The sequence below is a fragment of the Flagellimonas iocasae genome (genome assembly GCF_042682725.1).
Lineage (GTDB): Bacteria > Bacteroidota > Bacteroidia > Flavobacteriales > Flavobacteriaceae > Flagellimonas > Flagellimonas iocasae.
In genome coordinates this window covers 1,321,304-1,345,765 of the sequence record NZ_JBHUHU010000003.1, presented here as the reverse complement: position 1 = coordinate 1,345,765, position 24,462 = coordinate 1,321,304, and the positions used below count along the sequence as shown (strand labels likewise).

The window sequence follows — 24,462 nt, the reverse complement described above, 5'->3', positions numbered from 1 at the left end:
TTGTTGGACTTTCTTGGGGTTTTGGAAGCAATTGGACTGTCCTCTTAATAAAAAATCACTTCCTGTTCCCCCATTTTGTCGGTTATCAATTTAATATAGGTATCAATCGTTTTATCAACCTTATCGGTTTGGGTTACATCAAGGTCACCTCTCCAAACCAATTCAATTTCTTTACCATCACAGATGCAGTAGAGAGAGGTCTCAACATGATAGATATTAAATGACCCATTGGACTCCGTGTCATAATAGATATCCTGATGTTCCAAATAATCGGCATTGAATCGCTTGAACATTCTATCAATGTTGTGCACTTTTTCCTTGAGCGTTTTCTTGTTTTCCGTACCAACAATCTTGGTGAACAGAATGGCATCAAAATCCTTGTCCAACAATTGTTGTTCCACTAGGGCAATTTCTGCTTCTGACCTCTGGGCCGATGTGAACTCAACATCAAAAACATCAATGCTGCGCATGGCTTCCACCTTTTCCTTTTCCAATTTATCAACCAATCTGGTCTCAAATTCCATTCGAACATTTTCATCCTGAGCCAACCCCACAACAAGGACTTTATGAGCATCAAAAAGTACGATATCTGGATTTTTCCAGGTACTCACAAGCTTTGTAGAGGAGCAACCCATGAGAAGTAAAACGCCGATGACCAAATTTTTTGCTTTCATTGAAATGGATTTAGAATTTCATGCGCAGCAAAGATCATATAATTTAATGTGTGGCAAACGTTTCTTGCCTTTTTTCCAGCTGCCTTCTTAAATCTTCAACAGTTTCTGCCATGGATTTTTCAAAATCATCAGTGTTGGATTTAGCAAAAATTCGCGGACCGGGTGCGCTCAGCTCAATCTCGCATACCTTGCCTTCACCCGTTCTGTCATTTTCTTGCTTAAAAAGCACATTGGCCTTGATCAACCAACTGTATTTTGTTTCCAATCCGTCCAGTTTTTTCATTAACAATTGGGTTAATGATTCACTGGTTTTCATCTTTTGATATTGAACATGTACTTCCATGATATTTGTTTTGATTTATTCCAAAGCTATGATAGTAAAACAGCAAATTAAATGACAAATATCAGCTTGGGATACATTATTGCCCCAAAGAGAAAGGTTGGCCCGTACTCTGTAATACCGAAAACCAAAACTCCCCTTCCAAATCAATCTTTTTGCGCTTTTTGGTCACCTCGCTGATAGGCACATACACATATTTGTTGTTGACTTTACTGGCCACAAATTTGGTCTTTCCGGCCATGGCTCCATGAACGGCATGATACGCCAAACGACTACAATACACGCTATCACTGGAATTGGCCGGGGCACTACGTACAATGTAACTTGGGTCGATGTATTTTATGGTCACCGATGCTGCTTTGGCTTTAAAATACGCTGCTATTTTCTCCTTAAGGAAGATCCCGATATCCTCGTGCTTAATATTGCCCGAAGCATCTTTTACCCTATTCTTATCCTCAAATAATTGCTGGCCAGCACCTTCGGCCACCACAATTACTGCATGTTTCTTTTGCTCCAAACGTCGTTCCAAAACCTCAAGGAAACCATCTTCACCTTCCAAGGTAAAATCCATTTCGGGAATAAGCACAAAATTCACGACAGGCATGGCCAAAGCAGCAGAGGCAGCAATAAAACCACTGTCCCTACCCATAAGCTTGATGATGGTGATTCCGTTATAGGCTCCCGTTGCCTCGTTATGTGCGTCCCTGAGGATAGGACTGGCCACATCAAATGCAGTTTCATATCCAAAGGATTCGTCAATGAGATCGATGTCGTTGTCAATGGTTTTTGGAATCCCAACCACGCTAATTTTGGCATTTCGCTTCATGATTTCCTCCCCAATGGCATTGACACCTTTTAGGGTTCCATCGCCACCAATGGCAAACAGCATATTGATGTTGTTGTTTTCCAAAGTATCCACCATTTTTGAGATATCCTGGGCTCCACGGGAAGACCCTAAAAAAGTCCCCCCAAATTGATGGATGTCCTTTACCTTATCTGGTGTTAGTTCCACAAATTCATGACCTTTTTCAGGAATAAGACCCTCATACCCGTAGGGTATGCCTATGATACGTTTTATGCCATAGAAATAATGGAGCGCCATGACCACACCCCGAATCACATTATTGATTCCGGGACACAAACCCCCACAGGTTACGATAGCGGCTGAGACATTTCCAGGCTCAAAAAAGATGTCGTGTCTTGGCCCGGCCTTCTCCAAACATAGTGGTGTTTCACCTGTTTGTAGACAATGGTTGTATCGCTCCATGGACAAATCAAAAACAAACCGGTCCGCATCACTGATGAAATTAAAAATCTTATCACCCTTAACCTTGCTCAGCTGTAAAGGCGATTTGAATTTGGCGGGTCCTAGGTTCTCTATTTGAAAATGGTTTTTGCTGTCCACAGTGGTTTATACTTAAAAATGTTCGGTTAAGGTGTGATGCGAATCAATCAGTGGTCCCCCATTTAGGATTTCCTCAGAAGCCTGACTCGCAAACTTATCAAAATTTAGATGGAACGAGTGCGCCAACTGAATGGCTTTACTCACATATGCTCCCTTTTGCAACCAAGTGTTCATGGGGTCCAACAACTCCGATGGCACTCCTGGGCAATACTTGGGCATATATAGCCCAAAGATAGGGTGAACCTCGTAATCTACCTCATCCAATTTTCCTTCCAAAATGGCTGAGATCATGCCACGGGTATATTTTAGTTTAATCCGAGACCCCACACCATAAGGCCCTCCGCTCCATCCTGTGTTGAGTAACCATACATTTACGCCAGCTGCTGTCATTTTATCACTCAACATTTCAGCATAGACAGCAGGATGCAACGGCATAAAAGGTTCTCCAAAACAGGCAGAGAACGAAGGTACAGGCTCATTGATTCCCGCTTCAGTGCCTGCTACTTTTGCGGTATACCCAGAGATAAAATGGTATGCAGCTTGCCCTGGTGTTAATTTTGAAACTGGGGGAAGTACTCCGAAGGCATCACAAGTCAAGAAAAAGATATTTTTTGGGTTTGAGGCATAGGAAGGCACCTGAATATTGTCGATGTGATCAATGGGGTAACTCACCCTGGTATTTTGGGTAATACTGCTGTCGAAATAATCCACCTCCTTGGTTCCTTCCTTAAAAACGATGTTCTCCAAAAGTGCTCCGGGACGGATTGCCCTAAAAATATCGGGTTCTTTTTCTTCGGTAAGATCAATCACCTTGGCATAACATCCTCCTTCAAAATTGAAAATGGTATCCTCCTTGGTCCAGCCATGTTCATCATCCCCTATCAATTTACGGTCTGGGTCAGCCGACAGGGTTGTTTTCCCTGTTCCGGAAAGTCCAAAGAAGATGGCCGTGTCACCTGCTTCACCCACATTGGCCGAGCAGTGCATGGGCAATACTTCTTTTTCAATAGGTAGGATTAAATTGAGCGCCGAGAAAATGCCTTTTTTCATTTCTCCGGTGTATGCTGAACCCCCTACCAAGGCTATTTTTTTGGTGAAATTCAAAATGGAGAAATTACCGCTGAGTATTCCAACTTCCGTAGGATTGGGAGCTTCATACCCAGGAGCACAAAGCACCAACCATTCTTCCTCAAAGTCTTCGAGTTCACTTTCATTCAACCGTAAAAACATGTTTTTAATGAAGTAGTTGGACCATGGATACTCAGTGATGGTCCTTACATTCATGCGGTATTTTGGTTCGGCACAGACATAGGCATCACGCACATAGACTTCCTTCCCGCTTAGGTAATTTACCACTTCGGCATGGAGCTTATCAAAATTCTCGGGCGATATGGGTTTATTGATTCGGCCCCACCAAACCTTGTCTTTTGTATAGTCATCCTTCACCAAAAAACGGTCTTTTGGAGAGCGACCTGTAAATTTTCCGGTTTTAACGCACAGGGTTCCATTCGCGGTTTCCACACCCATCCCTTTCTCCACTGAAATCTTTTGAAGGGTTTCAGCATCCAGGTTCCAGTGTGCTGTTACATCCTTTAATCCGTACTTGCTTAAGTCTTTGGTAGTGCTCATGTCTGTTATATTTATAGGTTAGAAGCTCCATATCCATGGAACCAATACTAGTGTTGCAAAAAAGAGCGGTGGGGAGCAATTGCCCTCCCTAATTGATTTTGAAGGTTGCATTCACCACAATCAACTAGCGTAAAAATTAGGACTCCTGCTTCAGTAGGGCATTTGCCCTGAACGAACAGCAGCAATGAAATACTCAATATAATCAGCAGTGGCAGCATGCTTACTTATTGAATAAGGGTTGTTTTATCAGTCCAAAGCCAAGACAGGAATCTCTGAATGCAGTGTCAAAAGTTTGGTTAAGCGTCCTTCGGACGGTGTGCTTCTTTCAGTGTGGTTTCTTGGCAAAATGGCCAACATATCAATGTTTTTTTCATTGATGTAGTCCAAAATACCTTTTTCAACATCTTGGTTTTTGTTGAAGGTGTGCTCCACGTAAAAATGCTCCAAGTAGTATTCCAACAAATTTTCTGTACTATCTGCTACAGATTCTTCCGCATATACAGATTCTTTATAAATGGTCAACACATGGACCTTGGAGTCAAAAGTTCGAGCAATATCCAAAAGGGTCGCCAAAAGTTCCTTATCCTCAATTTTTTCACCACCCATGACTAAGGCAATATCCTTGGGTTCCTTGATAGGGCATCCATACGGAATGGAAATTACTGGGCAGTTGGCATCCAATACCAATCTAGAGGTGTTGGTTATGGCTTCATCGGTGATCTTGTCTCCCATGGTACCCATCATAATCAAATCTGCGTTGCTTTCGTCTTCCACTTTCAAGATGGTACTTATCAAATCTCCGGTAGCGGTTTCAAAGTCTGGAGTAATCTTCAATTTTACGTTGAAGGATTCCACCACTTTTGCAAAATCTTTTTTAAGCTCATCTTCTTCAGCTTTACTGGTTGGCATTACACCAACATATAGGGCCAAAATGGTTACAGGTCTATCAGGACCCACAAAATTGGCTACGTACTCCAACGCATTCAAAGATGCCTCTGAAAAATCGAAAGGGACCACTATTTTTTTAATATTGCTCATACCTCAAATTTTAAATTATTCAAAACTTCCATTTCAAAAGTAGAGTCGCACCATGACCTAAAATATGACAGAAGTCAGGTTTGTAACTTTTGAACCATATTAACAAAAAATCTTCCTATTTAAAAGTGTTAAAGGTTAATTTTTGAAATGAGAATGGTTATATTTAAAAACAACAAAAGAATGCTAGTTTAACTATGGATATTGTAATAGGTGTTGACATTGGCGGCACCAAAACCAAGATAGGATTGGTTGACCAAAATGGTGAATGTCTTGAGCAGACCTTTTTTAGAACCCAGGACTTTCCAAACCTGACCAACTACCTAGATCAAATAAAAATTACTTCGGATGAACTCATTCAAAAATTAGGCAAGGAGGTCAACATTTTGGGATGTGGCATTGGTGCTCCAAACGCATCAAGCAAAAATGGAACCATAGAAAACGCCAGCAATCTTGTTTGGAAGGAAAGTGTTCCCATCATTGAAAAGCTAAAGGAGCGTATGCCCATGCCCATGCGGATTATGAACGATGCCAGCGCTGCCGCTTTGGGTGAAATGCTGTTTGGCGGAGCCAAAAATATGACGGATTTTATTGTCATCACCTTGGGCACTGGCTTTGGTGCCGGCATTGTGGCCAATGGCAAGCTGATTGATGGTTATGACGGCTTTGCAGGGGAATTGGGCCATGTGGATATGACCTTGGGGGATGGCCGACTTACGGGACTCGGTGTTCGTGGAGGGTTGGAAGCCTACGTTTCGGCCACTGGACTAAAACGCACCATAATGTACATGCTGAGCAAATATATGGTGGAAAGCAGATTCAGGGATGTTGCCTATAACGACCTACATGGGGAGGACATCACAAAAGCTGCCGAGGAAGGTGATGAGATTGCCCTAAAGGCATTTGATTACACCGCGAGGGTCATGGGGTTGGCATTGGCCAACTTCACGGCGTTCACCCAACCCGAGGCATTTATTTTAATGGGCGGACTTACCAATAGCGGAAAATGGATCATGGAGCCCTTGGAGCGTTATTTTAATGCCAATCTTCTGGAGGTTTATAAGGGAAAAGTAAAATTAATGTATTCCAAAATGGAGGGCAAGACCGCGGCCATTTGTGGTGCCGCTGCACTTATTTGGGAAATACAGGATAAGCCATCTTAAAACCCTTTAAACACATCTTAAAAATCTGTTTTTCAATGGGTAACACGGTATTTTAAACCTGATTATTATCATGTTTTTTGATTAGTGACCTAACTATCTTTATAACAAATAAATAGTAAAAGTCATGAAACCAAAAAAGAACCCAAACGTAGAAATAGGACGCAATAGCAGTCTTTATTTCATGATAGGCCTTACTTCAGTACTATTTTTAACTTGGCAATCATTGGAGGTGAAGTTTTATGAAGAGGAGTCCAAGGTTTCTGAGATTGTTCAAGTAACTGATGATCTTAAAGAAGAAGTTCCTATAACCGAAATGTTACGTACCACTCCACCCCCTCCACCACCCTCTGCACCAGATGTGATAGAAATTGTGGAAGATGTGGAAGAGGTTGAAGAAACCGTTATCGAGAGTACAGAAAGTAGTCAAGAAACTTATATAGAAGATGCCATCGTCAATATAGAGGATGTGAATGTGGAAGAGGTTGAAGAAGACATCGCCGTACCCTTTGCCGTTATTGAATATGTTCCTGTTTTTCCTGGCTGTGAGGTCTATGACACCCAAGCCGAACGTAAAGCTTGCTTTAATGAAAAGATACAAGAGCACGTTAAAAACAACTTTAAATATCCCCCAACTGCGCTTGAAATGCAGATTACCGGACGGGTATACGTACAGTTTGTAATTGATTCCAAAGGGCATGTAACAAACATCCAACAAAGAGGTCCCGACCATTTATTGGAGGATGAAGCAGCAAGGATAATCGCCGCACTTCCTACCGTTAAACCCGGACAACAACGTGGAAAACCTGTAAAAGTCAAGTACAGTATCCCCATTAACTTTGTCATGAATTGATGATTAATACCAAAAATGAAGAAAAGGCTCAAAATCCGATTTTGAGCCTTTTTTTTAGAACCAACCCGTGTTTTTGTATTCATGGGTCCGTGAGGCAATTTCCCTACTTTTGACCACCAAGTGGGTCTTATCAAACTGTCTGGCCCTGTACCCCAACAAGTGGAAAATGGATTTCGCCAAAAACCGGGCAATCCTCTGATCCACAAGCAAGGTGTCCTTTTTGTCCGATTTCCACTGAACACCAGGCAACTTCACCAATAAGTGGTCCACTTTAAAACGTCGCAATTCTTTGGACAGCCATAATAAAAACCTAGGAATCGGTCTAATGAAATAAAACCCTTCCCCACCTTGGTCTTGGTACAACGGCATAAAAATCTGCCTACTCTTCTTTGTTTTTAGCACTTCGCCATTACTTATAGCGATGTCTGTCCGTTTTGGTATTTCCTGAAAATTGATAAACCCCGGAAACATTTTAAATTGATCACCGGGTGCTATGGTGTGTTGATGATATATCTCGTAAAACCTATGGTCCATTTCGCTCAAATGGTTCAATGCTTCTGTCTGGGCAGTTGAAGCAGGCATCATGCCGGTCAATTGTAATGTAAACCAAATGAAATCCACACAATTCTCAACCGCCTGTTTGTTTTGGTGCTGACCACTTTCAAAACCCAAGGACACGTAACCTAACTCGTTGATATAGCTCAACAGGGCACCAGCCAAGTATTCTTCAATCCCCAAAATAATGGGCAATGGGTAGTTTGATGCATATTTTCGGTTCAATAAACTATCATTGAGCACCATAAAGGGTGTGGTATCGCTGGAGGTGGTATGTAGGTCTATGAAATAAAAAGGGGGCGTTCCCTTATCCAAAATTGCTTTTAATACTTTGTAAATCTCCTTCAATTCCTCCTCTTCTGGAATATCGATGTCTTCTTTAGCAAGAATTTCACTAATCCGCTCAGGAAACCAGATACGGTTCAAGTCCACCGTTTGAAAACGGACCTGCTTATTAAGTGCTCCCAAGTTTCCGGCCACAGCATATAATTCGCCAGCCACGGCACCATTTTTAGACCTCAAATCGCTAAAAACCTGTTTTAAGGCATACACTCCCGCAGGTTCATTGCCATGGATTCCAGCAAAGAAAACCACCGTTGGCCCATTTTTAGTTCCCTGTAAATGGTCAATGATCCGTTCTATTTTCATGGTTTTCTTTGGGGTAATATGTTGAACTTCTGACATCATCATAAATCCACTTTACTAACGATTCCCACCACAGTAAAATCTACACAAACAGGCAAACATCCAATCTGATGCACTTTCATCATTTTTTTGGCCGTTTGTATCTCAGTTTTAGGCTGAACCGTTATGACATTTTTAATCATGATATCGGAAACTCTTGCCTCTTTTGTGTTGATATCACCCATTTTCTCAATGTGACTCCAGGTCAGCAGTCCCACCAACTCACCCTTGGTGTTCTCTACAGGCAGATGATGAATATTGTTCCACTGCATGATGGAAATGGCCAGATTGGCAAAATCATCCTCATATAATTTCATAAGTCTCGTGGACATGATCTGCCCCACCCATTTAAAGGATTCCCGCTTTCTGGCAATTTCCTTGATCGATTGCCACTCGTTAACCGGTTTATTGGTTCTTTGATTGGTGTACATTGCCTTGGTCAATTGCACCAACGCACTATCTTGTTTCATTTGTTTTCTGAGTTCCCTGTAATTTCCAATTTGCCATTCCGCACCAGTGCCCAATCGAACCCTCGTCTCCACAATTCCCAGTAAATTTTGAATGTCTTTTTCATCCACATTTACCTTTTTTAATCCATCATAGGCTATGGGAAGCAGTTCGCCCAGCACCAATTTTTTAAGGGTGATTGGCCTTCCCAACCAAGTAAAAACGGTCTGTCTTCCGTTCATGGCCGATTTTATGAAATTGAGTTTGGCCTCCCTAAAATCCATAATAGCGGGCATATTGTCAAATTTTTTGGGCCGCCCCACCATCAATCCCACCCAAAAGGCAAAGTTGGCCATTTGGTCAATCACAGATGGGCCCGAAGGAATATACCTGTTCTCAATCCGAAGATGTGGCTTTCCATTACCTACTCCGTAGCATGGCCTGTTCCACCGATACACCGTACCATTAAAAAGATTCAAGGCCTCAAGTTTAGGTATGGTTCCTTCTTCCAACACCTGAAGCGAATTTTTCTCAATGGCCTTGGTCAGAATAATGCGATGCGTGGAAACATCCTCCTTAAAAATTTGGACCACAGACCCTTCTTGCCATCGCTCCCCAAAGAAAACCCTGGCCACTTGTTCCTTCACGGCGTTGGTCCATTTACGGGTGTCCAGACTTTGTTGAAAAAGGGCAATACGGGTTTCCTTCCAAAGTTCCTTTCCCAACAACAGGGGAGAATTGCAGGAAGCCCCCAAAACAGGTCCGGCTATGGCCTGGGCCCAGTTGTAACTCTTTATGAAATCGTCGGGCGACACCTGCAGATGGAGCTGAAAACTGGTGTTACAGGCTTCAAAAAGCACAGAGTCGTGGTGCAACGATAATTCGTCCACACCCTTTATTCTCAGCGTAAAATCATCACCTCGCCATGCCTTTAAAATGTCATTTATTTTATAGTATCGAGGAATGGGCGTCATAAAATCCATCCCCAGTTCATCCTTAGAGATGGTGGGTAGTATGCCCGTCAATAGAATCTTCGCATCATGTTTGGCAGCACAGGTTTTTGCCTTGCCCAAAAGTCCGGTTAGTTGCTTTTCGACCTTTGCAAAGCAATTTTCCCCAAGTTTTACAGGGTCGAGGTTCATCTCGAGGTTATAGCTCGCCAACTCAGTTGTAAAATGAGAATCGTCAATATCCCTGATGATTTCCAATGATAGTGGTGCCGGCCTGTACTCCCAGTTGATGAGACACATTTCCTGCTCTGCACCAATCCGTTGGATATCGTCCTCAATAAGTCCCCCCATCATCATTAATTCAAGGGCCCGAATGTCATCGATGAGATGTTGAACAAACGCTTTGCGTTCCTCCTCATCAAACTTACCTTCAATGATATGCTCTCCCATTACTATGGAAATTGAACTTGTTAGGAATGTTAAAGCTACGAAGCTCCTTAGGCCAAAAAAATGACAGTTATCATGTATCCATTTCCTTAAGACTGACATTTATCATGTTTTATGCTGAGCCCTCCCCCTAATTTTGGTTTATAATTTAATGGTATGAGTTATGTGTGAATTAGTACAGAAATACAATGTGCCGGGTCCCCGGTACACCAGTTATCCAACGGTTCCGTATTGGGATTTGGATGATTTTTCCGGCAAACGCTGGAAATCGACTGTATTAAAGACTTTTCAAGAAAATCCCAAAGAAGGGATAAGCTTGTATATTCATTTGCCTTTTTGTGAAAGCATGTGCACTTTTTGTGGATGCCACAAACGCATCACCAAAAGACATGAACTGGAAGTTCCTTACATCAACAGCGTATTGAAGGAATGGAAACTCTATGTGGACCTCTTGGGCACCAAGCCCATTATTAAAGAGCTTCATTTGGGCGGTGGCACCCCCACCTTTTTTGCTCCAGAGCACCTAAAATTGTTGATTGAAGGGATTCTTATCCACGGAAAAAAAGCAGACGATGCCCAATTTAGTTTTGAGGGACATCCCAATAATACGACCAAAGCGCATCTACAGTCCCTTTTTGATGTAGGGTTCAGAAGGGTCTGTTTCGGTGTGCAAGATTACAACATGACCGTGCAGCGTGCCATAAATCGAATCCAACCGTTTGAAAACGTAAAAAACGTGACCGAATGGGCCAAGGAAATCGGTTATACCTCGGTAGGCCATGATATTATCTATGGGTTGCCCTTTCAGGATTGCTCCCACGTGGAAGAGACCATTAAAAAGACCAATGCCCTTCGGCCAGATCGCATAGCTTTTTACAGCTACGCCCACGTGCCATGGCTCAAAGGGAATGGGCAACGGGGTTATCAGGAAACAGACCTCCCTTCTTCCGTAGTGAAAAAGGCACAGTATGAAATGGGCAAAAAAATGTTGACCGATTTTGGATATAAAGACGTTGGCATGGACCATTTTGCATTGCCCACGGACGATTTGCACATTGCATTGACTCAAGGAACCCTACACCGAAACTTTATGGGCTACACCTCCTCCAAGACCCAACTGATGATTGGTTTGGGGGTGTCCAGTATCAGTGATAGCTGGTATGGATTTGCCCAAAATGTAAAAAGTCTGGAAGAATATGAACATTTGGTTTCGCACGGAGTTATCCCTATTTTTAAGGGACATATTCTTAACCAAGAGGATGAAATCATAAGAAGGCACATTCTCAACCTAATGTGTCGATTTGAGACTTCTTGGGAAGAAAAAGAAACTGAAGTCGTTGATTTTGCAAGCATCATAGAAAATCTTTTAGAGATGGCATCTGACGGATTGGTGGAGCTAAGCAAGAATACGATTTCGGTAACCGAAAAAGGAAGGCCTTTTGTGCGGAACATCAGCATGGCCTTTGACTTGAAACTACATCGAAAGAAACCAGAAACCCGAATATTTTCCATGACCGTTTAACCTAAAAAAACAAACAAATGAAAAGCATAATTGTACCGGTAGATTTTTCAGAACAATCTGAAAACGCCCTAAAAGTAGCAGCTGGCCTGGCCAAAGAAAACAATGCCGAGTTATTGGTGTTGCACATGCTGGAACTGTCACCCGCAATCATGAGTGAGTCTGGCTATGTATCCCAAGAACAAGTGGTGCATTTGATCAAAATCGGTGAAAAACGATTTGCCGACTTTTTGGACAAACCGTATCTGAAAGACATCAATATTGTTCCTGTGATCAAACATTACAAGGTGTTCAGCGAAGTGAACGAAGTTGCCGAAAAACATAAAGCAGACCTTGTTGTGATGGGTTCCCATGGAACCGATGGACTTCAAGAAATCTTTATCGGCTCCAACACCGAAAGGGTGGTTCGTACTTCAGACGTGCCAGTATTGGTAATAAAAGGAGAAATGAATGGCTTTAAGCCCAAAAACTTTGTCTTTGCCTGTGATTTTTCCGAAGAAAGCGTTCCTGCGCTCAAAAAAGCTGCAGAAATGGCGGAACTTCTCGGCGCCAAATTACAGTTGATCTATATCAACACTCCGGGGGACGAATTTTTAAGTACCGATGACGCCTTCACCAAAATCTCCAAATTTTTGGATGATGCCAAACTGGGTCTAGCTGTTGAAATCTACAACGATTACACCGTTGAAAAAGGAGTGCTCAATTACTGTGATAAAGTCTCTGCCGACATTATTGGAATACCAACACACGGCAGAAGAGGATTGTCCCATTTCTTTATGGGAAGTATAGGAGAGGACATTGCCAACCATTCCAATATACCGGTAATGACCTTTAAAATTTGATGGGTTGCATTTTTTTTGATTGGTTTCGTGCAATTCAAAAAAAGGGGAGGTAGTTTAACTACTTCCCCTTTTTCGTTCTTTACGATTACCTATCCATGAAATCTATCATAAGCCTCTTTTTCCAACGCCTCCCTATGATCAGGATGGGCTAATGAAATTAGTGCTTTGGCCCGTTGTTGCAGGTTTTTTCCGAAAAGATTTACCACACCATATTCTGTGGCTACGTAGTGCATATGGGCACGTGTGGTTGTAACTCCAGCACCTTGCTTTAAAAAGGGCACTATTTTAGAAAGTCCTTTTTTAGTAGTGGACGACATAGCAATGATGGGTTTACCCCCTGGTGAAAGAGAAGCACCGCGCATAAAGTCCATTTGGCCTCCTACTCCAGAAAACTGGTACCCTCCAATAGTATCGGCACAAACTTGTCCGGTGAGGTCAATTTCAATGGCACTGTTGATTGCAGTTGCTTTAGGGTTTCTTCGGATTCTGGCCGTATCATTGGTATACCCAGAATCCCTAAAATCACATATGGGGTTGTCATCAATAAAATCGTAGAGTTTATGGGAGCCTACGGCAAAACAGCTCACAATTTTACCTCGTTTAACGGCCTTTTCCTTTCCGTTTATAACACCGCTTTCAATCAACGGCAAAACCCCATCAGAGAACATTTCGGTATGAATCCCTAGATTTTTATGGTTATTTAAATTGGATAGCACTGCGTTAGGTATGTTCCCGATTCCCATTTGCAGGGTTGCACCATCTTCTATCAAGGATGCCACATGCCTGCCTATTTCGTGTTCCACATCTGAAATCTCTGTGGGTTCATGTTCGTGGATGGGTCTATCAACCTCAATGGCAAAAACAATTTCATCCACATGGACAATCCCGGTACCATGGGTTCTTGGGACTTTGGGGTTGATTTGGGCAACAATTTTTTTGGCTGTCCGTACTGCAGGCAATGCCACATCAACAGAAACCCCAAGAGAACAATAGCCATGTTTATCCGGCGGTGAAACTTGAACAAAGGCCACATCCAAGGGAAGATATTCATCAGCGAACAACCAAGGTATCTCGCTCAAAAAAACAGGAATATAATCACCCATGTAGGTATTCACAAAAGGACGAACATTGCCTCCTACAAAGCATGAATTCAGGGTGAAAGCCTCACAATAAGGCTTTCTGGTATATTTTGCATCTCCTTCGGTATGAATGGAGATAATTTCCACATCTTTTAGTTCATTGTGGCGGTCGCACAAGGCATCAATCAATTCATTGGGTGTCATGGCCGCGCCTTGGAAAAAGACCCGGTCTCCTGATTTTACAATCTGTACCGCTTCTTCCGCTGATGTTATTTTCATTTTAGATTAGATTTAAGGTTGATGGCATTCAATGGTGGCTGTCACCGAGTTTGAAGGCATGGGTTTGGGCGACATATAGGGAATGCCCAATCCCAGTCCACGTACAATAAACAAAATACCAATGAGCACCACAAATACGGGAATCAGTTTCTGAATCTTAAATTTGATGGAATTACTGAACATTCCTTTGGAAAAGGCGGCCAATGACATCAGTGGAATGGTGCCCATTCCAAAGAGCATCATGTATAGTCCTCCTTGCAAGGGAGAGCCCAGCGCAATCGCTCCCAACAAAGCCATGTATACCAATCCGCAGGGTAAAAATCCGTTCAAGAAGCCAATCGTCAAAAAGGCATCTGGGGTCTTTTTTTTGAGTTCTCCCCCCAATTTGGATTTCACCTTTCCCAAAAGGGAATAAATGGGTCTCAGAAATCGATGTCCATTCAAATGCTTTGCAGGAATCAAAACCAAAACAATCATGATCACACCGATGGCAATGGACAACTTTTGCTGCATCCCAAAAAGGGAAAGTCCTTTTCCCAAGAAGCCAAACAGTGCCCCAATGATACCATAGGCCAATAATCGACCTGCATGATAGATAAAAAGTTGACCTGTCTTTTTAGCTGTATTCCCATGATCCAGAGGCAGCATAAAAGCAATGGGGCCGCACATGCCCAAGCAGTGCAAGCTTCCCAATAACCCCAGAACCAACGCGGACGTCAACATGATCTAGTATACTAATTTTTCTTTGTGTAAAAAGGTCTTACCTTCATACTGCCATTTTACGGTAATGTCCCATCGACCGCCCACCAAGCGATTGTCAGGTATGAGCAAATGTGTTTTGGACAAACTTATGGGAAAGTCAGTATCCAAATGCTTGTTGGACGGTCTATAAAGGGACACTATACCTGTAATTTTTGCGGGATCAAAACGCTCAGGGAAAACTATGGTCAATCCTTCTTCGGATTTTTCCACATTTAGGTTTGCGTTGAATTCGTCTGCGGTTTTGGAAGCATCAATATCTTGCTGATACGTCAACTCCTTTTTGTAATACTCCTCAGTCACCAAATCATGGTTGGCCCTATCATCAGTACTCATCCGAAACACAAAGTATAGGATGAAGGTGATGAAACCTATAAACGCCAACACGATTCCTGTTCCCCAATTTATTTTCATCTTGATTCCTTTTAATTATAACTTCTCGGTGCTAAAAATTGCGTTACCGTGGTTTCAATAAGCTTGTCACCACTGTACACCCCAATTTTCAATTCATCCTTGTCCCCTGTCAAAGCCGAACTGTTAATCTCTATGAACAAGGTGCCTTCGGCCAGTTCTTCAGCAGGGACGGTAAATTGATCCTGGGAAACCATTTTAATTTCGCCATTATGTGACATCAGCTTAAAGGACACATTCTCGATATCTTTGGTTGTCTTGTTCACCAATTTATAGGTGTATACATTACTGATGATGTTATTCTCCTTACGTTCATACAACTGCCCTGGCAATCGTAAAATATTGGCCTCCACTTCATTTCTCAAGAACAACATTCCAATCAAAATACCTGTTAGCACCACCAAGACTGCGGTATACCCCTTCATTCTGGGTGTGAACTTGAACTTTTCCTTTTTGGTGATCTCTGCCTCACTTGCATAGCGAATCAACCCTCGGGGTTTATCGATACTGTCCATGATGTGGTCGCACTCATCAATACAAGCCGTGCAGTTTACACATTCCAATTGGGTTCCGTTCCGGATGTCTATTCCCGTAGGGCAGACATTCACACATTGGAAACAATCGATGCAGTCTCCATGTCCCAAGGCTTCCCTGTCTTCATTTTTCCTGAACTTTTTTCGGCCATTTTCAGCTTCTCCCCGTTTGTGGTCATAGGCCACTACGATGGATTTTTCATCCAACAGCACCCCTTGCAGTCTCCCATACGGACAGGCAATAATACAGACCTGTTCCCTGAACCAGGCAAAGATGAAATAGAACACCGCCGTGAAAATCAGTAGGGGCACCATGGTTCCCAAATGGGCCATGGGTCCATCAGTTATGTATTGAATCAGCTTGTCACTCCCAATCAAATAGGCCAAGAACACATTGGCTATCAAAAAGGAGATGATGAAAAAGATGATCCATTTGGTTACCCTTTTCCGGATTTTTTCACCCTTCCAAGGTGCCTTTTTCAACCGCATCTGGGCTCCACGATCACCATCAATCCAATATTCTATCCTACGGAAGACCATTTCCAAAAAAATGGTCTGTGGACATATCCATCCACAAAATATGCGACCATAGGCCACGGTAAACAATGCAATAAAAATGACCCCTATGATCATAGAAATGACCACGAGGTGAAAATCTTGGGGCCAAAACGGAAGTCCAAAGATGTTGAAACGGCGTTCTAGCACATTGAACATCAAAAATTGGTGCCCATTGATCTTTACAAAAGGAGCAGCGACCAAAAAGAGCAACAGAGCGTAGCTGACATACTTGCGATAATCGTAATATCTACCACTGGGCTTCTTTGGAAAAATCCAATTTCGTTTTCCTTCTTCTGTGATTGTGCCTATGGAATCCCTAAAATTCTCTTCCATCGAATTTGCAATTTATCGATTCATAATCCACCATAGACGACCCTTATCGGGTTAATCCATGGCTACATCTGTTGAATCTGAAACCTGTTCTGTGGCTGGGGTTTCCGATTCGGTTCCTGCAGGCTCGGCTGGAGCGTTGGGATCCACCCAAATATCTCCCTCTGGCGCCTTTGGATTGGCTGGTGTGGTTCCTCCCAAGGAAATCACATAACTGGCCACCTGCGCAATTTCGGCAGGTTTAAAGCTTTGCTTCCATGCGATCATACCTTTACCATCACGACCTCCTTCGGAAATGGTATTGAAGACATTCTTGATGCCCCCACCCAAAATCCAGTATTGGTCGGTTAAGTTCGGGCCGATACCTCCACCTCCATCAGCAGTGTGACAAACCACGCAGTTAGTTTGAAAAATTTTCTCTCCTGCACTTAAATCGGCAGGATCTGACAAATATTCAACGGTACTGGCATCCACCAAATCCTTAGCTGTTTTTTTGTACTCCTGAATGGCCGCTTGCGCTGCTGCTACTTCTTGTTCGTACTCCAACGCTTGGTCGTATTCGCCTATAACATGGAAGCGAATCAAATAGACCACTCCGAATACAATGGTGGCATAGAAAAGGTACACCCACCATGGCGGTAATACATTATCCAATTCCCGAATGCCATCGTAATTGTGATCTAGGATTATCTCTTGTTCCCTTTCAATGGATTTGGTGCGGGTCAACTTTTTCATCAAGTTTTTGGCCCAAGTCCATTCGAACTTCTTGTTCTTGGCCTCCAAGTAGCGCTCCTTACCTTCTTCCGTGAGGGTCTGGAACATGATGTTCTCAATGGAACCCAAAATAAGCTCTATGGCAATGAGTATCATCAACACCAATAGTAAGAAAAACTGGGTGATGGGATATTCTATGATGGCCGGTTTATCACCGGAGTCGATAAAGTATTCCATTAATCCGAAGATTAGGAAAAACAGTACGGGTACGCGTATCCACCAGGGTGTTTTTGTGCTCATAATATTATAGTTTGTTGTGTTGATCGTTGTTATCCAAATCCAATGGCAGTTCTCCCATTTCTTTTACATGCTCTTTGGAAGCGGTAAATACCCACCAAAATAAGAGCACAAAGAAGACAAAGAATATCATTAAGGAAATCATAGGGTAGTTGGCCACCCCATCAATCGTCTCCATATAGTTCTTTACAAATTTCAACATGGTTATGTTAGATTTTAGAGGCAAGATTCAAGACACCAGACATATGAAGGTCTTTATCTATTGATGTCTTGATTCTTGCGCCGTGATTCATATTTTTTTCTATTCCAATAACAGCTATTCTGCTTCCTTAATCTTAATATCCGTACCCAATCGTTGCAGGTAGGCAATCAATGACACAATCTCACGATCTCGCATTTCCACAAAATCAAGTCCGTTTTCTTCTGCATACTTCTTGTCGGCTTCATAGGTTTTGACGAACTCAGGGTCGGCATACAAATTCTCCTCAATTGTTTTGGCTTGTTCCGCCATGGATTGTGGTGCATTGGCTATATCGTCATCGGTATAAGGCACACCAAGCTTGACCATGGTTTCCATTTTTGCCTGAACCCCACTTCTGTCATGCTCATTTCGAACTAACCACTGATAGGCTGGCATAATGGAACCTGCCGAAGTACTTTGTGGATCGTACATGTGGTTCAGGTGCCAGTTGTCTGAATACTTGCCTCCAACCCGAAGCAAATCGGGCCCAGTACGTTTGCTACCCCAAAGGAATGGGTGATCGTACACAAATTCGCCCGCTTTCGCGTATTCTCCGTAACGCTCCACTTCACTTCGGAACGGTCTGATCATTTGGGAGTGACAGCTCACGCATCCTTCCCGGATATAGAGATCCCTTCCTTCCAATTCCAAAGGAGTGTATGGTTTTACACTTGAAATTGTGGGTATGTTTGATTTTATCAAAATAGTTGGAACAATCTGAACAATACCTCCAATAAGGATGGCAATAGTGGCCAGAATGGTCAATTGTACCGGTTTTCTTTCCAACCAGTTATGGAAGGTCTCACCAGCTACACGTCTTTTGGCTACACGCGCCAAAGCGGGTGCTTCTGCCAATTCATCTTCCACTTTGCTTCCAGAGCGAATGGTCATCACAATATTGTAAAGGAGCACGAACATACCCAAGATGTACAAGCTACCTCCAATGGCCCGCATCCAATACATGGGGATGATTTGTGTCACTGTTTCCAAGAAGTTACCATATACCAAGGTTCCATCTGGGTTGAATTCTTTCCACATCAACGCTTGGGTGAATCCCGCAACGTACATAGGAAGTGCGTATAGAACGATTCCCAGCGTTCCAATCCAAAAATGGAAGTTGGCCAATCCTTTTGAGTGCAGATTGGTCTTAAACATTCGCGGCACCAACCAATAGATCATACCAAAGGTGAGGAAACCGTTCCAGGCCAAGGCACCAACGTGTACGTGGGCAATGATCCAGTCACTAAAGTGAGCAATGGCGTTTACATTTTTCAAGGAAAGCATGGGGCCTTCAAACGTGGCCATACCATAACCGGTGATGGCAACCACCATAAACTTAAGGGTTGCATCGCTTCGCACTTTGTCCCAAACACCTCTCAGCGTCAATAGTCCATTGATCATACCACCCCAAGAAGGTGCAATCAACATCACGGAGAAAACCACACCGAGGTTCTGTGCCCAATCAGGCAACGCAGAGTACAATAAATGGTGAGGTCCTGCCCAGATATATATGAAAATCAACGACCAGAAGTGGACAATGGACAATCGATAGGAATAAATAGGTCTATTGGCCGCTTTGGGAACGAAGTAATACATCAATCCCAAGAAAGGCGTGGTCAAGAAGAAGGCCACGGCATTGTGACCGTACCACCATTGCACCAAGGCATCTTGAACACCGGCGTAGACCGAATAACTTTTTAACGCGGACACTGGCAACTCCAAACTGTTGAAAATATGCAGCACCGCTACGGTAACAAAAGTGGCCAGATAGAACCAAATGGCCACGTACAGGTGTCGCTGCCTACGTTTTAAGATAGTTCCGATCATGTTCCAACCAAAGACCACCCAAACTACGGCTATGGCTAAATCTATGGGCCACTCCAATTCGGCGTACTCTTTGGATGTGGTGTACCCCAACGGCAAGGTCAGGGCCGCAGCCACAATGATCAACTGCCATCCCCAGAAATTGATGTTACTGAGCACGTCGCTGAACATCCTTGCTTTGAGCAATCGCTGAAGGGAATAATACACCCCTGCAAAAATAGCATTGCCCACAAAGGCAAAGATGACCGCATTGGTGTGCAGTGGACGCAAGCGACCAAAACTCAACCATGAAATGCCATCCGTAACATTGGGGAATAAAAACATAAAGGCCAACAAAAGGCCAACCGACATACCTACCACGCCCCAGAGTATGGTGGCGTATAAGAACTTTTGCACGATTTTGTTATCGTAGCGGAACTGCTGAATTTCCATATTTATTGGTTTGTACTTTTTGTTTGTTTGATTTTTTTATCACGCTTTTCCGATGCATCGGTTTTATCTACCAATTCATCATCAAAAAGCATTCGAACCGAAGGGGTATAGGTGTCATCGTACTGCCCGCTTTTGACCGAAAGGACAAAGACAGCAAAAAAGACGACGGCCACGGAAATACTTATGGCCAACAACACATAAATAACACTCATACCTGTTTGAATTTCGGGGTAAAACTACTGTGGTGATCTTGCGAAAAAAATGACATATATCAGCTTTCTAATTATTTTAATCGTTTCCCTAAATAATTTGTGCAAAGTGTTGTAAACACTACAATACTAATGGAACTCAACGGCATTAAAATGGCCGCTATCACGGGCTGCAACTGACCAGTGACAGCAAAATAGAGTCCGACGAGGTTATAGCACAATGAAAAAAGGAAACTCATTTTTATGACCTTCATGGACTTTTTGGACAGTTCCAGAAAGATGGGCAATTTGGTAAAGTTGGAGGCATCCAAAATGCCGTCGCAGGCTGGGGAAAACACATTTACGTTTTCCGAAACGGCCACTCCTACATCACTCTGTGCCAAGGCTCCGGCATCGTTCAATCCGTCACCCACCATTAATACCTTGTGGCTTTGTTGCAACTCCTTTATGTATTCCAACTTGTTCTCTGGCTTTTGGTTGAAGAGCATCTCGGTCTTGGCTGGAAGAATGTCCTGTAACTGTGCTCTTTCCCCATCATTATCCCCAGAAAGGATGCCCAATTCCATTTGACTACCCAAATGCTCAAACACCTCTTTTACCCCTTCCCGATATTTGTTCTTGAATACGAAACGTCCCTTCACATCCTCGTCCGAACTCACATATACTTCCGTGTTGGCTACTGAACTGGATGTTTCCCCACCCACGTAGGCGGCTGAACCCACTTTAATGGAATGCTCGTTGGCCCTTCCTTCAATACCTTTACCGGTATGCTCCTGGAATTCATCCAAGGTCATGATGGCATTGGATTTTAAAATATCATAAAGTGAGCGACTCAACGGATGGTTTGAAGCGCGAAGCGTTGTTTTCAAAAGGGCCGTTTCAGCTTCGCTCAATTCCATGCCTTCATAAAAAATAGCATCCTTTTGATTTGTGGTCAAGGTTCCCGTTTTATCAAAAATGGCGGTATCGATTTTAGACAATCGCTCCAGAGCATTGGTGTTTTTGAGATAGAATTTGTGCTTTCCAAAAATGCGTAGCATATTTCCCAAGGTAAATGGAGCTGCAAGCGCAATAGCACATGGGCAGGCAATGATCAAAACGGCCGTAAAGACATTCAGGGCCAAACGGGAATCATAAAAAAGCCAGAAGGTCGTCGCCAAAAGGGCTATACTCAACACAGCAATTGTAAAGCGTTTTCCAATGCTGTCGGTTATCGTTTGGAACTGGCTGGCCTTATCTTTTGAGAAAACGGAATTGCCCCATAATTGGGTCAAATAACTTTGGGATACGGACTTTAAAACCTCAACCTCCAAAACTCCTGACAATTGTTTGCCGCCTGCAAAAAGTTTATCGCCCGATTCCTTAAAAATGGCTTGGGACTCCCCAGTGACAAAGCTGTAATCCACTTCGGCGGTGCCTTTGATCAACACGCAATCCACAGGAATGATCTCTTGGCTTCGAATTAGAATTCTATCCCCAGTTTCAATTTTGTATATCTGAATGTTCTCTTCTTTTCCATCCTTGTTAAGTCTGGTGACCGCAATAGGAAAATAGGATTTGTAATCCCGTTCAAAAGAGAGGTATGCATAGGTCTTTTGCTGAAAGAATTTCCCCAATAACAGGAAAAACACCAAGCCGGTAAGGCTATCAAAAAATCCGGAGCCTAAATCGAAGATAATATCAATGGTACTTCGCACAAAAAGTGTGAGCACTCCCAAAGCAATGGGCACATCAATATTCAATAATTTGGACCGTAATCCTTTATAGGCCGATGTAAAATAATCTTGGGCCGCATAAAACACCACGGGCAGGGAAAAGGCGAACATCAACCAACGGAAAACCCATTTATACTGGTCGAGCCAAAATTCCTGAACCTCAAAATATTCGGGAAAGGAAAGTAACATGACATTGCCAAAAGCAAAACCGGCCACACCCAATTTATAAATTAAGGAACGGTCCACCTCGTTTTCCTTCTTGGTATAACTTTCCAAAGAGATATTGGGCTCGTAACCAATACTTCCCAGCAACAACACCAAGGCTTTCAAAGAAAAACCATCAGTTTTATACGTAGCACGAATGGTCTTCTTTGGAAAATCAACCTGCGATGCGGTGATAGATGGATGCAATCGGTTCAGGTTTTCCAACACCCAAATACACGAACTGCAGTGTATGGATGGGATGCTCAGACTAACAACTTGCATTCCTTCTTCATTGAACTCCACCAACTGCTCCACAATTTCCTGATTGTCCAGAAAATCATATTTACTACGGACTTCTTTAGGTGAGTTCCCTGCTTTGGCCTCTATATCATAATACGTTGAGAGACCGTTAGACGTAAAAATTTCATAAACGGTCTTGCAACCATTGCAACAAAAATCCTTATCGTCAAACTGCACCCCATGCCTTCCGCATTCATCTCCACAATGATAACAGGTCGTGTTTGTCATTTACATTTGCTTTACCTGATGCAAATTTGTACTACTCTTCCTCTTAAAAATATGATATTTATCAGTAAATTACAGGCAGGTATCCATTAATTTTGTGCTATCAGGTAAACTAATCAGTTATGGAAAGCAGATGTGAAAATTGTATTATTAGGCAATTCAATTCTTTACGGGCCATGAGCAAGGAGGAGTTGAAAAAGGTCTCTGATTCCAAAACCACCAAAACCATAAAAAAAGGGCAACCACTTTTTGAGGAAGGTGATAAACTTAATGGGGTGTATTGTGTTCGGAACGGTGTTTCTAAACTTTCCAAGCTGAGTGCCAACGGTAAGGACCAGATTGTAAAACTGGCCACCAAAGGTGAGGTGATGGGGCAACGCTCCGTAATTTCGGAAGAAGTCACCAATCTTTCCGCCATTGCTGTTAGTGATATGGAGGTCTGTTTCATCCCAAAGGAGAGCATTACCCACACATTGCAATCCAATCCCAACTTTACTTTAGAGGTTCTACGCCACATGGCCCACGATCTTAAGGAAGCTGATGATGTTATTGTGAATATTTCCCAAAAAACCGTAAAGCAGCGGATTGCCGAGGCCTTCCTATACCTAAAAAACAATTTTGGGGAAGATGAGGAAGGATACCTTGCCCTCACACTTTCACGCGAAGACATTTCCAATGTGGTAGGTACCGCTACGGAGTCCGCCATCAGAATCATTTCCGAATTCAAGAAAAAAGGTCTTATCCGCACTTCTGGCAAAAGGATAGGAATCAAGGATGAGCGCAAGCTTATGGAACTTGTTGAAGGCTTTTAAAAGCCCTATTTTCAAAAGCTGATAATTGTCATAGAATCCCCTTAACCATAGCGGTAATTTTATTGCATCTTAATCTTAGTCCGATGCAAAAGATTCTAATACCTACAGATTTCTCGGAAAATGCATGGAATGCGATTGACTACGCCATGCAATTGTTTCGCAATAAACGTTGTACGTTTTATCTGCTCAACACGTACACCCCTGTGATTCCCAGCAGTAGGTTCATGGCCAAAATGATTGACGGTGAACGGATTGTTGACGCGGTTAGAGATTCCTCAGAAAGAGGTCTAAAGAAAACCGTGGACCGAATAAAAAGCAAGTATGGAAATCCAAACCATAGCTTTGAGACCATATCTTCTTTTAATCTGCTGGTTGAAGAAGTAAAAGACCTTGTTGATTCCTTGGGCATCCATTTAGTGGTTACCGGAACCAAAGGTGCTTCGGGCATAGACGAAGTCTTTATGGGTAGCAACACGGTACGGATTATAAAGAACACCAAAAAGTGTCCCATCCTGGCGATTCCGCATCACTATGAATTTATAACACCAACAGAGATTGCATTTGCCACAGATTTTAACCGATTTTATACCACCTCAGAATTGATGCCATTGATAGAAATGGCCAAAATGTTCAATTCAACCATACGTATTGTACACGTGCAATATGGCATTAAGGCATTGACCGAACTGCAACAGTTCAACCTTAATATGCTACGTCGATATTTTAAAGGTGTTGAACATTTTGTACATACGGTTTCTGAAATGAATTCGGTTTCACAAACATTGGAAATCTTCTCGGAGGAACTTGACATTCATCTGTTGGCCTTGTTGAATTATCAACACAGCTATATGGAAAAAATGACCCGCGAGCCTATTGTGAAAAGAACAGCATTCCATACCCAAATACCTCTTTTTGTGATTCCAGAATTAGGTATGGAAGGTGTTTCTCCCAGCGAAGAAGATGAAGTGCATGAACAGGCATACCATTCATGATAATTAGA

General features: G+C 42.8%; 22 protein-coding genes. 6 read left to right on the top strand and 16 right to left on the bottom strand.

The features are described from left to right. Positions 1-44: 44 nt before the first annotated feature. The 5 genes from ACFSJE_RS13185 to ACFSJE_RS13165 all read right to left on the bottom strand — a co-directional run bounded on the left by ACFSJE_RS13185 (position 45) and on the right by ACFSJE_RS13165 (position 5,086). Complete coding sequence (locus tag ACFSJE_RS13185) at positions 45-674, bottom strand: hypothetical protein (RefSeq protein ID WP_379831436.1); 630 nt, start codon at positions 672-674, stop codon at positions 45-47. Positions 675-717: 43 nt separating this feature from the next. Next, positions 718-1,017, bottom strand: coding sequence for an HPF/RaiA family ribosome-associated protein (locus ACFSJE_RS13180; protein WP_379831435.1), 300 nt, complete (start codon positions 1,015-1,017; stop codon positions 718-720). Between the two features lie 76 nt (positions 1,018-1,093). Further along, positions 1,094-2,419 carry an ATP-dependent 6-phosphofructokinase gene (locus ACFSJE_RS13175; RefSeq protein ID WP_379831434.1) on the bottom strand — a complete coding sequence of 442 codons (1,326 nt, stop codon included), beginning with the start codon at positions 2,417-2,419 and terminating at the stop codon, positions 1,094-1,096. Between the two features lie 12 nt (positions 2,420-2,431). Then, positions 2,432-4,048: a phosphoenolpyruvate carboxykinase (ATP) gene (gene pckA, locus ACFSJE_RS13170; protein WP_379831433.1), complete on the bottom strand. Its 1,617-nt coding sequence runs from the start codon at positions 4,046-4,048 to the stop codon at positions 2,432-2,434. A 246-nt stretch (positions 4,049-4,294) separates the two neighbouring features. Beyond that, positions 4,295-5,086 (bottom strand): universal stress protein, encoded by a 792-nt coding sequence (locus ACFSJE_RS13165; protein WP_379831432.1) that lies wholly within the window; start codon positions 5,084-5,086, stop codon positions 4,295-4,297. A 194-nt stretch (positions 5,087-5,280) separates the two neighbouring features. Between ACFSJE_RS13165 and ACFSJE_RS13160 the strand changes: the two genes are divergently transcribed. Together ACFSJE_RS13160 and ACFSJE_RS13155 are read left to right on the top strand one after the other, a co-directional pair. Further along, the gene (locus tag ACFSJE_RS13160; protein WP_379831431.1) at positions 5,281-6,246 is read left to right on the top strand and encodes an ROK family protein; all 966 of its coding nucleotides are present in this window, start codon (positions 5,281-5,283) and stop codon (positions 6,244-6,246) included. Positions 6,247-6,370: 124 nt separating this feature from the next. Further along, entirely contained in the window at positions 6,371-7,096 is a 726-nt protein-coding gene (locus ACFSJE_RS13155) for an energy transducer TonB (protein WP_379831430.1), read from the top strand. 54 nt (positions 7,097-7,150) lie between these two features. Here ACFSJE_RS13155 and ACFSJE_RS13150 read toward each other — a convergent pair whose 3' ends face one another. Together ACFSJE_RS13150 and ACFSJE_RS13145 are read right to left on the bottom strand one after the other, a co-directional pair. Further along, complete coding sequence (locus ACFSJE_RS13150) at positions 7,151-8,341, bottom strand: succinylglutamate desuccinylase/aspartoacylase family protein (RefSeq protein ID WP_379831429.1); 1,191 nt, start codon at positions 8,339-8,341, stop codon at positions 7,151-7,153. Beyond that, the gene (locus ACFSJE_RS13145) at positions 8,338-10,182 is read right to left on the bottom strand and encodes a glutamate-cysteine ligase family protein (protein ID WP_379831428.1); all 1,845 of its coding nucleotides are present in this window, start codon (positions 10,180-10,182) and stop codon (positions 8,338-8,340) included. The genes ACFSJE_RS13150 and ACFSJE_RS13145 overlap by 4 nt, the downstream gene beginning before the upstream one ends. A gap of 160 nt (positions 10,183-10,342) precedes the next feature. On the opposite strand from ACFSJE_RS13145, the gene hemN reads away from it, so the two are divergent. Both hemN and ACFSJE_RS13135 read left to right on the top strand, forming a co-directional pair. Next, a complete protein-coding gene (hemN, locus tag ACFSJE_RS13140; RefSeq protein ID WP_379831427.1) occupies positions 10,343-11,701 on the top strand; it encodes an oxygen-independent coproporphyrinogen III oxidase in 1,359 nt (452 codons plus the stop codon). Positions 11,702-11,718: 17 nt separating this feature from the next. After that, positions 11,719-12,540 (top strand): universal stress protein, encoded by an 822-nt coding sequence (locus ACFSJE_RS13135; RefSeq protein WP_379831426.1) that lies wholly within the window; start codon positions 11,719-11,721, stop codon positions 12,538-12,540. 89 nt (positions 12,541-12,629) lie between these two features. On the opposite strand, the gene ACFSJE_RS13130 is transcribed toward ACFSJE_RS13135, so the two are convergent. The 9 genes from ACFSJE_RS13130 to ACFSJE_RS13090 form a co-directional block, all read right to left on the bottom strand. Further along, positions 12,630-13,898 carry an acetyl-CoA hydrolase/transferase family protein gene (locus ACFSJE_RS13130; protein ID WP_379831425.1) on the bottom strand — a complete coding sequence of 423 codons (1,269 nt, stop codon included), beginning with the start codon at positions 13,896-13,898 and terminating at the stop codon, positions 12,630-12,632. Positions 13,899-13,910: 12 nt separating this feature from the next. Next, positions 13,911-14,621, bottom strand: coding sequence for a sulfite exporter TauE/SafE family protein (locus ACFSJE_RS13125; protein ID WP_379831424.1), 711 nt, complete (start codon positions 14,619-14,621; stop codon positions 13,911-13,913). Between the two features lie 3 nt (positions 14,622-14,624). Then, positions 14,625-15,071, bottom strand: a complete 447-nt coding sequence (locus tag ACFSJE_RS13120) for a FixH family protein (RefSeq protein WP_379831423.1) — start codon at positions 15,069-15,071, stop codon at positions 14,625-14,627. An 11-nt stretch (positions 15,072-15,082) separates the two neighbouring features. Continuing rightward, a complete protein-coding gene (gene ccoG, locus ACFSJE_RS13115; RefSeq protein ID WP_379831422.1) occupies positions 15,083-16,492 on the bottom strand; it encodes a cytochrome c oxidase accessory protein CcoG in 1,410 nt (469 codons plus the stop codon). Between the two features lie 51 nt (positions 16,493-16,543). After that, positions 16,544-17,503: a cbb3-type cytochrome c oxidase N-terminal domain-containing protein gene (locus ACFSJE_RS13110; RefSeq protein WP_379831421.1), complete on the bottom strand. Its 960-nt coding sequence runs from the start codon at positions 17,501-17,503 to the stop codon at positions 16,544-16,546. Positions 17,504-17,507: 4 nt separating this feature from the next. Beyond that, entirely contained in the window at positions 17,508-17,702 is a 195-nt protein-coding gene (locus ACFSJE_RS13105) for a CcoQ/FixQ family Cbb3-type cytochrome c oxidase assembly chaperone (protein ID WP_379831420.1), read from the bottom strand. 114 nt (positions 17,703-17,816) lie between these two features. After that, positions 17,817-19,997: a cytochrome-c oxidase, cbb3-type subunit I gene (gene ccoN / locus ACFSJE_RS13100; RefSeq protein WP_379831419.1), complete on the bottom strand. Its 2,181-nt coding sequence runs from the start codon at positions 19,995-19,997 to the stop codon at positions 17,817-17,819. Positions 19,998-19,999: 2 nt separating this feature from the next. Continuing rightward, on the bottom strand, positions 20,000-20,209 hold the full coding sequence (gene ccoS / locus ACFSJE_RS13095; RefSeq protein WP_379831418.1) for a cbb3-type cytochrome oxidase assembly protein CcoS: 210 nt from the start codon (positions 20,207-20,209) through the stop codon (positions 20,000-20,002). 71 nt (positions 20,210-20,280) lie between these two features. Next, a complete protein-coding gene (locus tag ACFSJE_RS13090) occupies positions 20,281-22,653 on the bottom strand; it encodes a heavy metal translocating P-type ATPase (RefSeq protein ID WP_379831417.1) in 2,373 nt (790 codons plus the stop codon). Positions 22,654-22,772: 119 nt separating this feature from the next. Between ACFSJE_RS13090 and ACFSJE_RS13085 the strand changes: the two genes are divergently transcribed. After that, complete coding sequence (locus ACFSJE_RS13085; RefSeq protein ID WP_379831416.1) at positions 22,773-23,462, top strand: Crp/Fnr family transcriptional regulator; 690 nt, start codon at positions 22,773-22,775, stop codon at positions 23,460-23,462. An 83-nt stretch (positions 23,463-23,545) separates the two neighbouring features. Continuing rightward, entirely contained in the window at positions 23,546-24,454 is a 909-nt protein-coding gene (locus ACFSJE_RS13080) for a universal stress protein (RefSeq protein ID WP_379831415.1), read from the top strand. The last annotated feature ends 8 nt before the right edge of the window (positions 24,455-24,462 follow it).

What these genes read in the sequence shown, in the direction of transcription:
- ACFSJE_RS13105 (WP_379831420.1), bottom strand. Translation starts at nt 17,702, where the DNA reads ATGTTGAAATTTGTAAAGAACTATATGGAGACGATTGATGGGGTGGCC.
- ACFSJE_RS13080 (WP_379831415.1), top strand. Translation starts at nt 23,546, where the DNA reads ATGCAAAAGATTCTAATACCTACAGATTTCTCGGAAAATGCATGGAAT.
- ACFSJE_RS13185 (WP_379831436.1), bottom strand. Translation starts at nt 674, where the DNA reads ATGAAAGCAAAAAATTTGGTCATCGGCGTTTTACTTCTCATGGGTTGC.
- ACFSJE_RS13145 (WP_379831428.1), bottom strand. Translation starts at nt 10,182, where the DNA reads ATGGGAGAGCATATCATTGAAGGTAAGTTTGATGAGGAGGAACGCAAA.
- pckA (WP_379831433.1), bottom strand. Translation starts at nt 4,048, where the DNA reads ATGAGCACTACCAAAGACTTAAGCAAGTACGGATTAAAGGATGTAACA.
- ACFSJE_RS13135 (WP_379831426.1), top strand. Translation starts at nt 11,719, where the DNA reads ATGAAAAGCATAATTGTACCGGTAGATTTTTCAGAACAATCTGAAAAC.
- ACFSJE_RS13165 (WP_379831432.1), bottom strand. Translation starts at nt 5,086, where the DNA reads ATGAGCAATATTAAAAAAATAGTGGTCCCTTTCGATTTTTCAGAGGCA.
- ACFSJE_RS13120 (WP_379831423.1), bottom strand. Translation starts at nt 15,071, where the DNA reads ATGAAAATAAATTGGGGAACAGGAATCGTGTTGGCGTTTATAGGTTTC.
- ACFSJE_RS13160 (WP_379831431.1), top strand. Translation starts at nt 5,281, where the DNA reads ATGGATATTGTAATAGGTGTTGACATTGGCGGCACCAAAACCAAGATA.
- hemN (WP_379831427.1), top strand. Translation starts at nt 10,343, where the DNA reads ATGTGTGAATTAGTACAGAAATACAATGTGCCGGGTCCCCGGTACACC.
- ccoN (WP_379831419.1), bottom strand. Translation starts at nt 19,997, where the DNA reads ATGGAAATTCAGCAGTTCCGCTACGATAACAAAATCGTGCAAAAGTTC.
- ACFSJE_RS13180 (WP_379831435.1), bottom strand. Translation starts at nt 1,017, where the DNA reads ATGGAAGTACATGTTCAATATCAAAAGATGAAAACCAGTGAATCATTA.
- ccoG (WP_379831422.1), bottom strand. Translation starts at nt 16,492, where the DNA reads ATGGAAGAGAATTTTAGGGATTCCATAGGCACAATCACAGAAGAAGGA.
- ACFSJE_RS13125 (WP_379831424.1), bottom strand. Translation starts at nt 14,621, where the DNA reads ATGTTGACGTCCGCGTTGGTTCTGGGGTTATTGGGAAGCTTGCACTGC.
- ACFSJE_RS13155 (WP_379831430.1), top strand. Translation starts at nt 6,371, where the DNA reads ATGAAACCAAAAAAGAACCCAAACGTAGAAATAGGACGCAATAGCAGT.
- ccoS (WP_379831418.1), bottom strand. Translation starts at nt 20,209, where the DNA reads ATGAGTGTTATTTATGTGTTGTTGGCCATAAGTATTTCCGTGGCCGTC.
- ACFSJE_RS13150 (WP_379831429.1), bottom strand. Translation starts at nt 8,341, where the DNA reads ATGATGATGTCAGAAGTTCAACATATTACCCCAAAGAAAACCATGAAA.
- ACFSJE_RS13085 (WP_379831416.1), top strand. Translation starts at nt 22,773, where the DNA reads ATGGAAAGCAGATGTGAAAATTGTATTATTAGGCAATTCAATTCTTTA.
- ACFSJE_RS13110 (WP_379831421.1), bottom strand. Translation starts at nt 17,503, where the DNA reads ATGAGCACAAAAACACCCTGGTGGATACGCGTACCCGTACTGTTTTTC.
- ACFSJE_RS13090 (WP_379831417.1), bottom strand. Translation starts at nt 22,653, where the DNA reads ATGACAAACACGACCTGTTATCATTGTGGAGATGAATGCGGAAGGCAT.
- ACFSJE_RS13130 (WP_379831425.1), bottom strand. Translation starts at nt 13,898, where the DNA reads ATGAAAATAACATCAGCGGAAGAAGCGGTACAGATTGTAAAATCAGGA.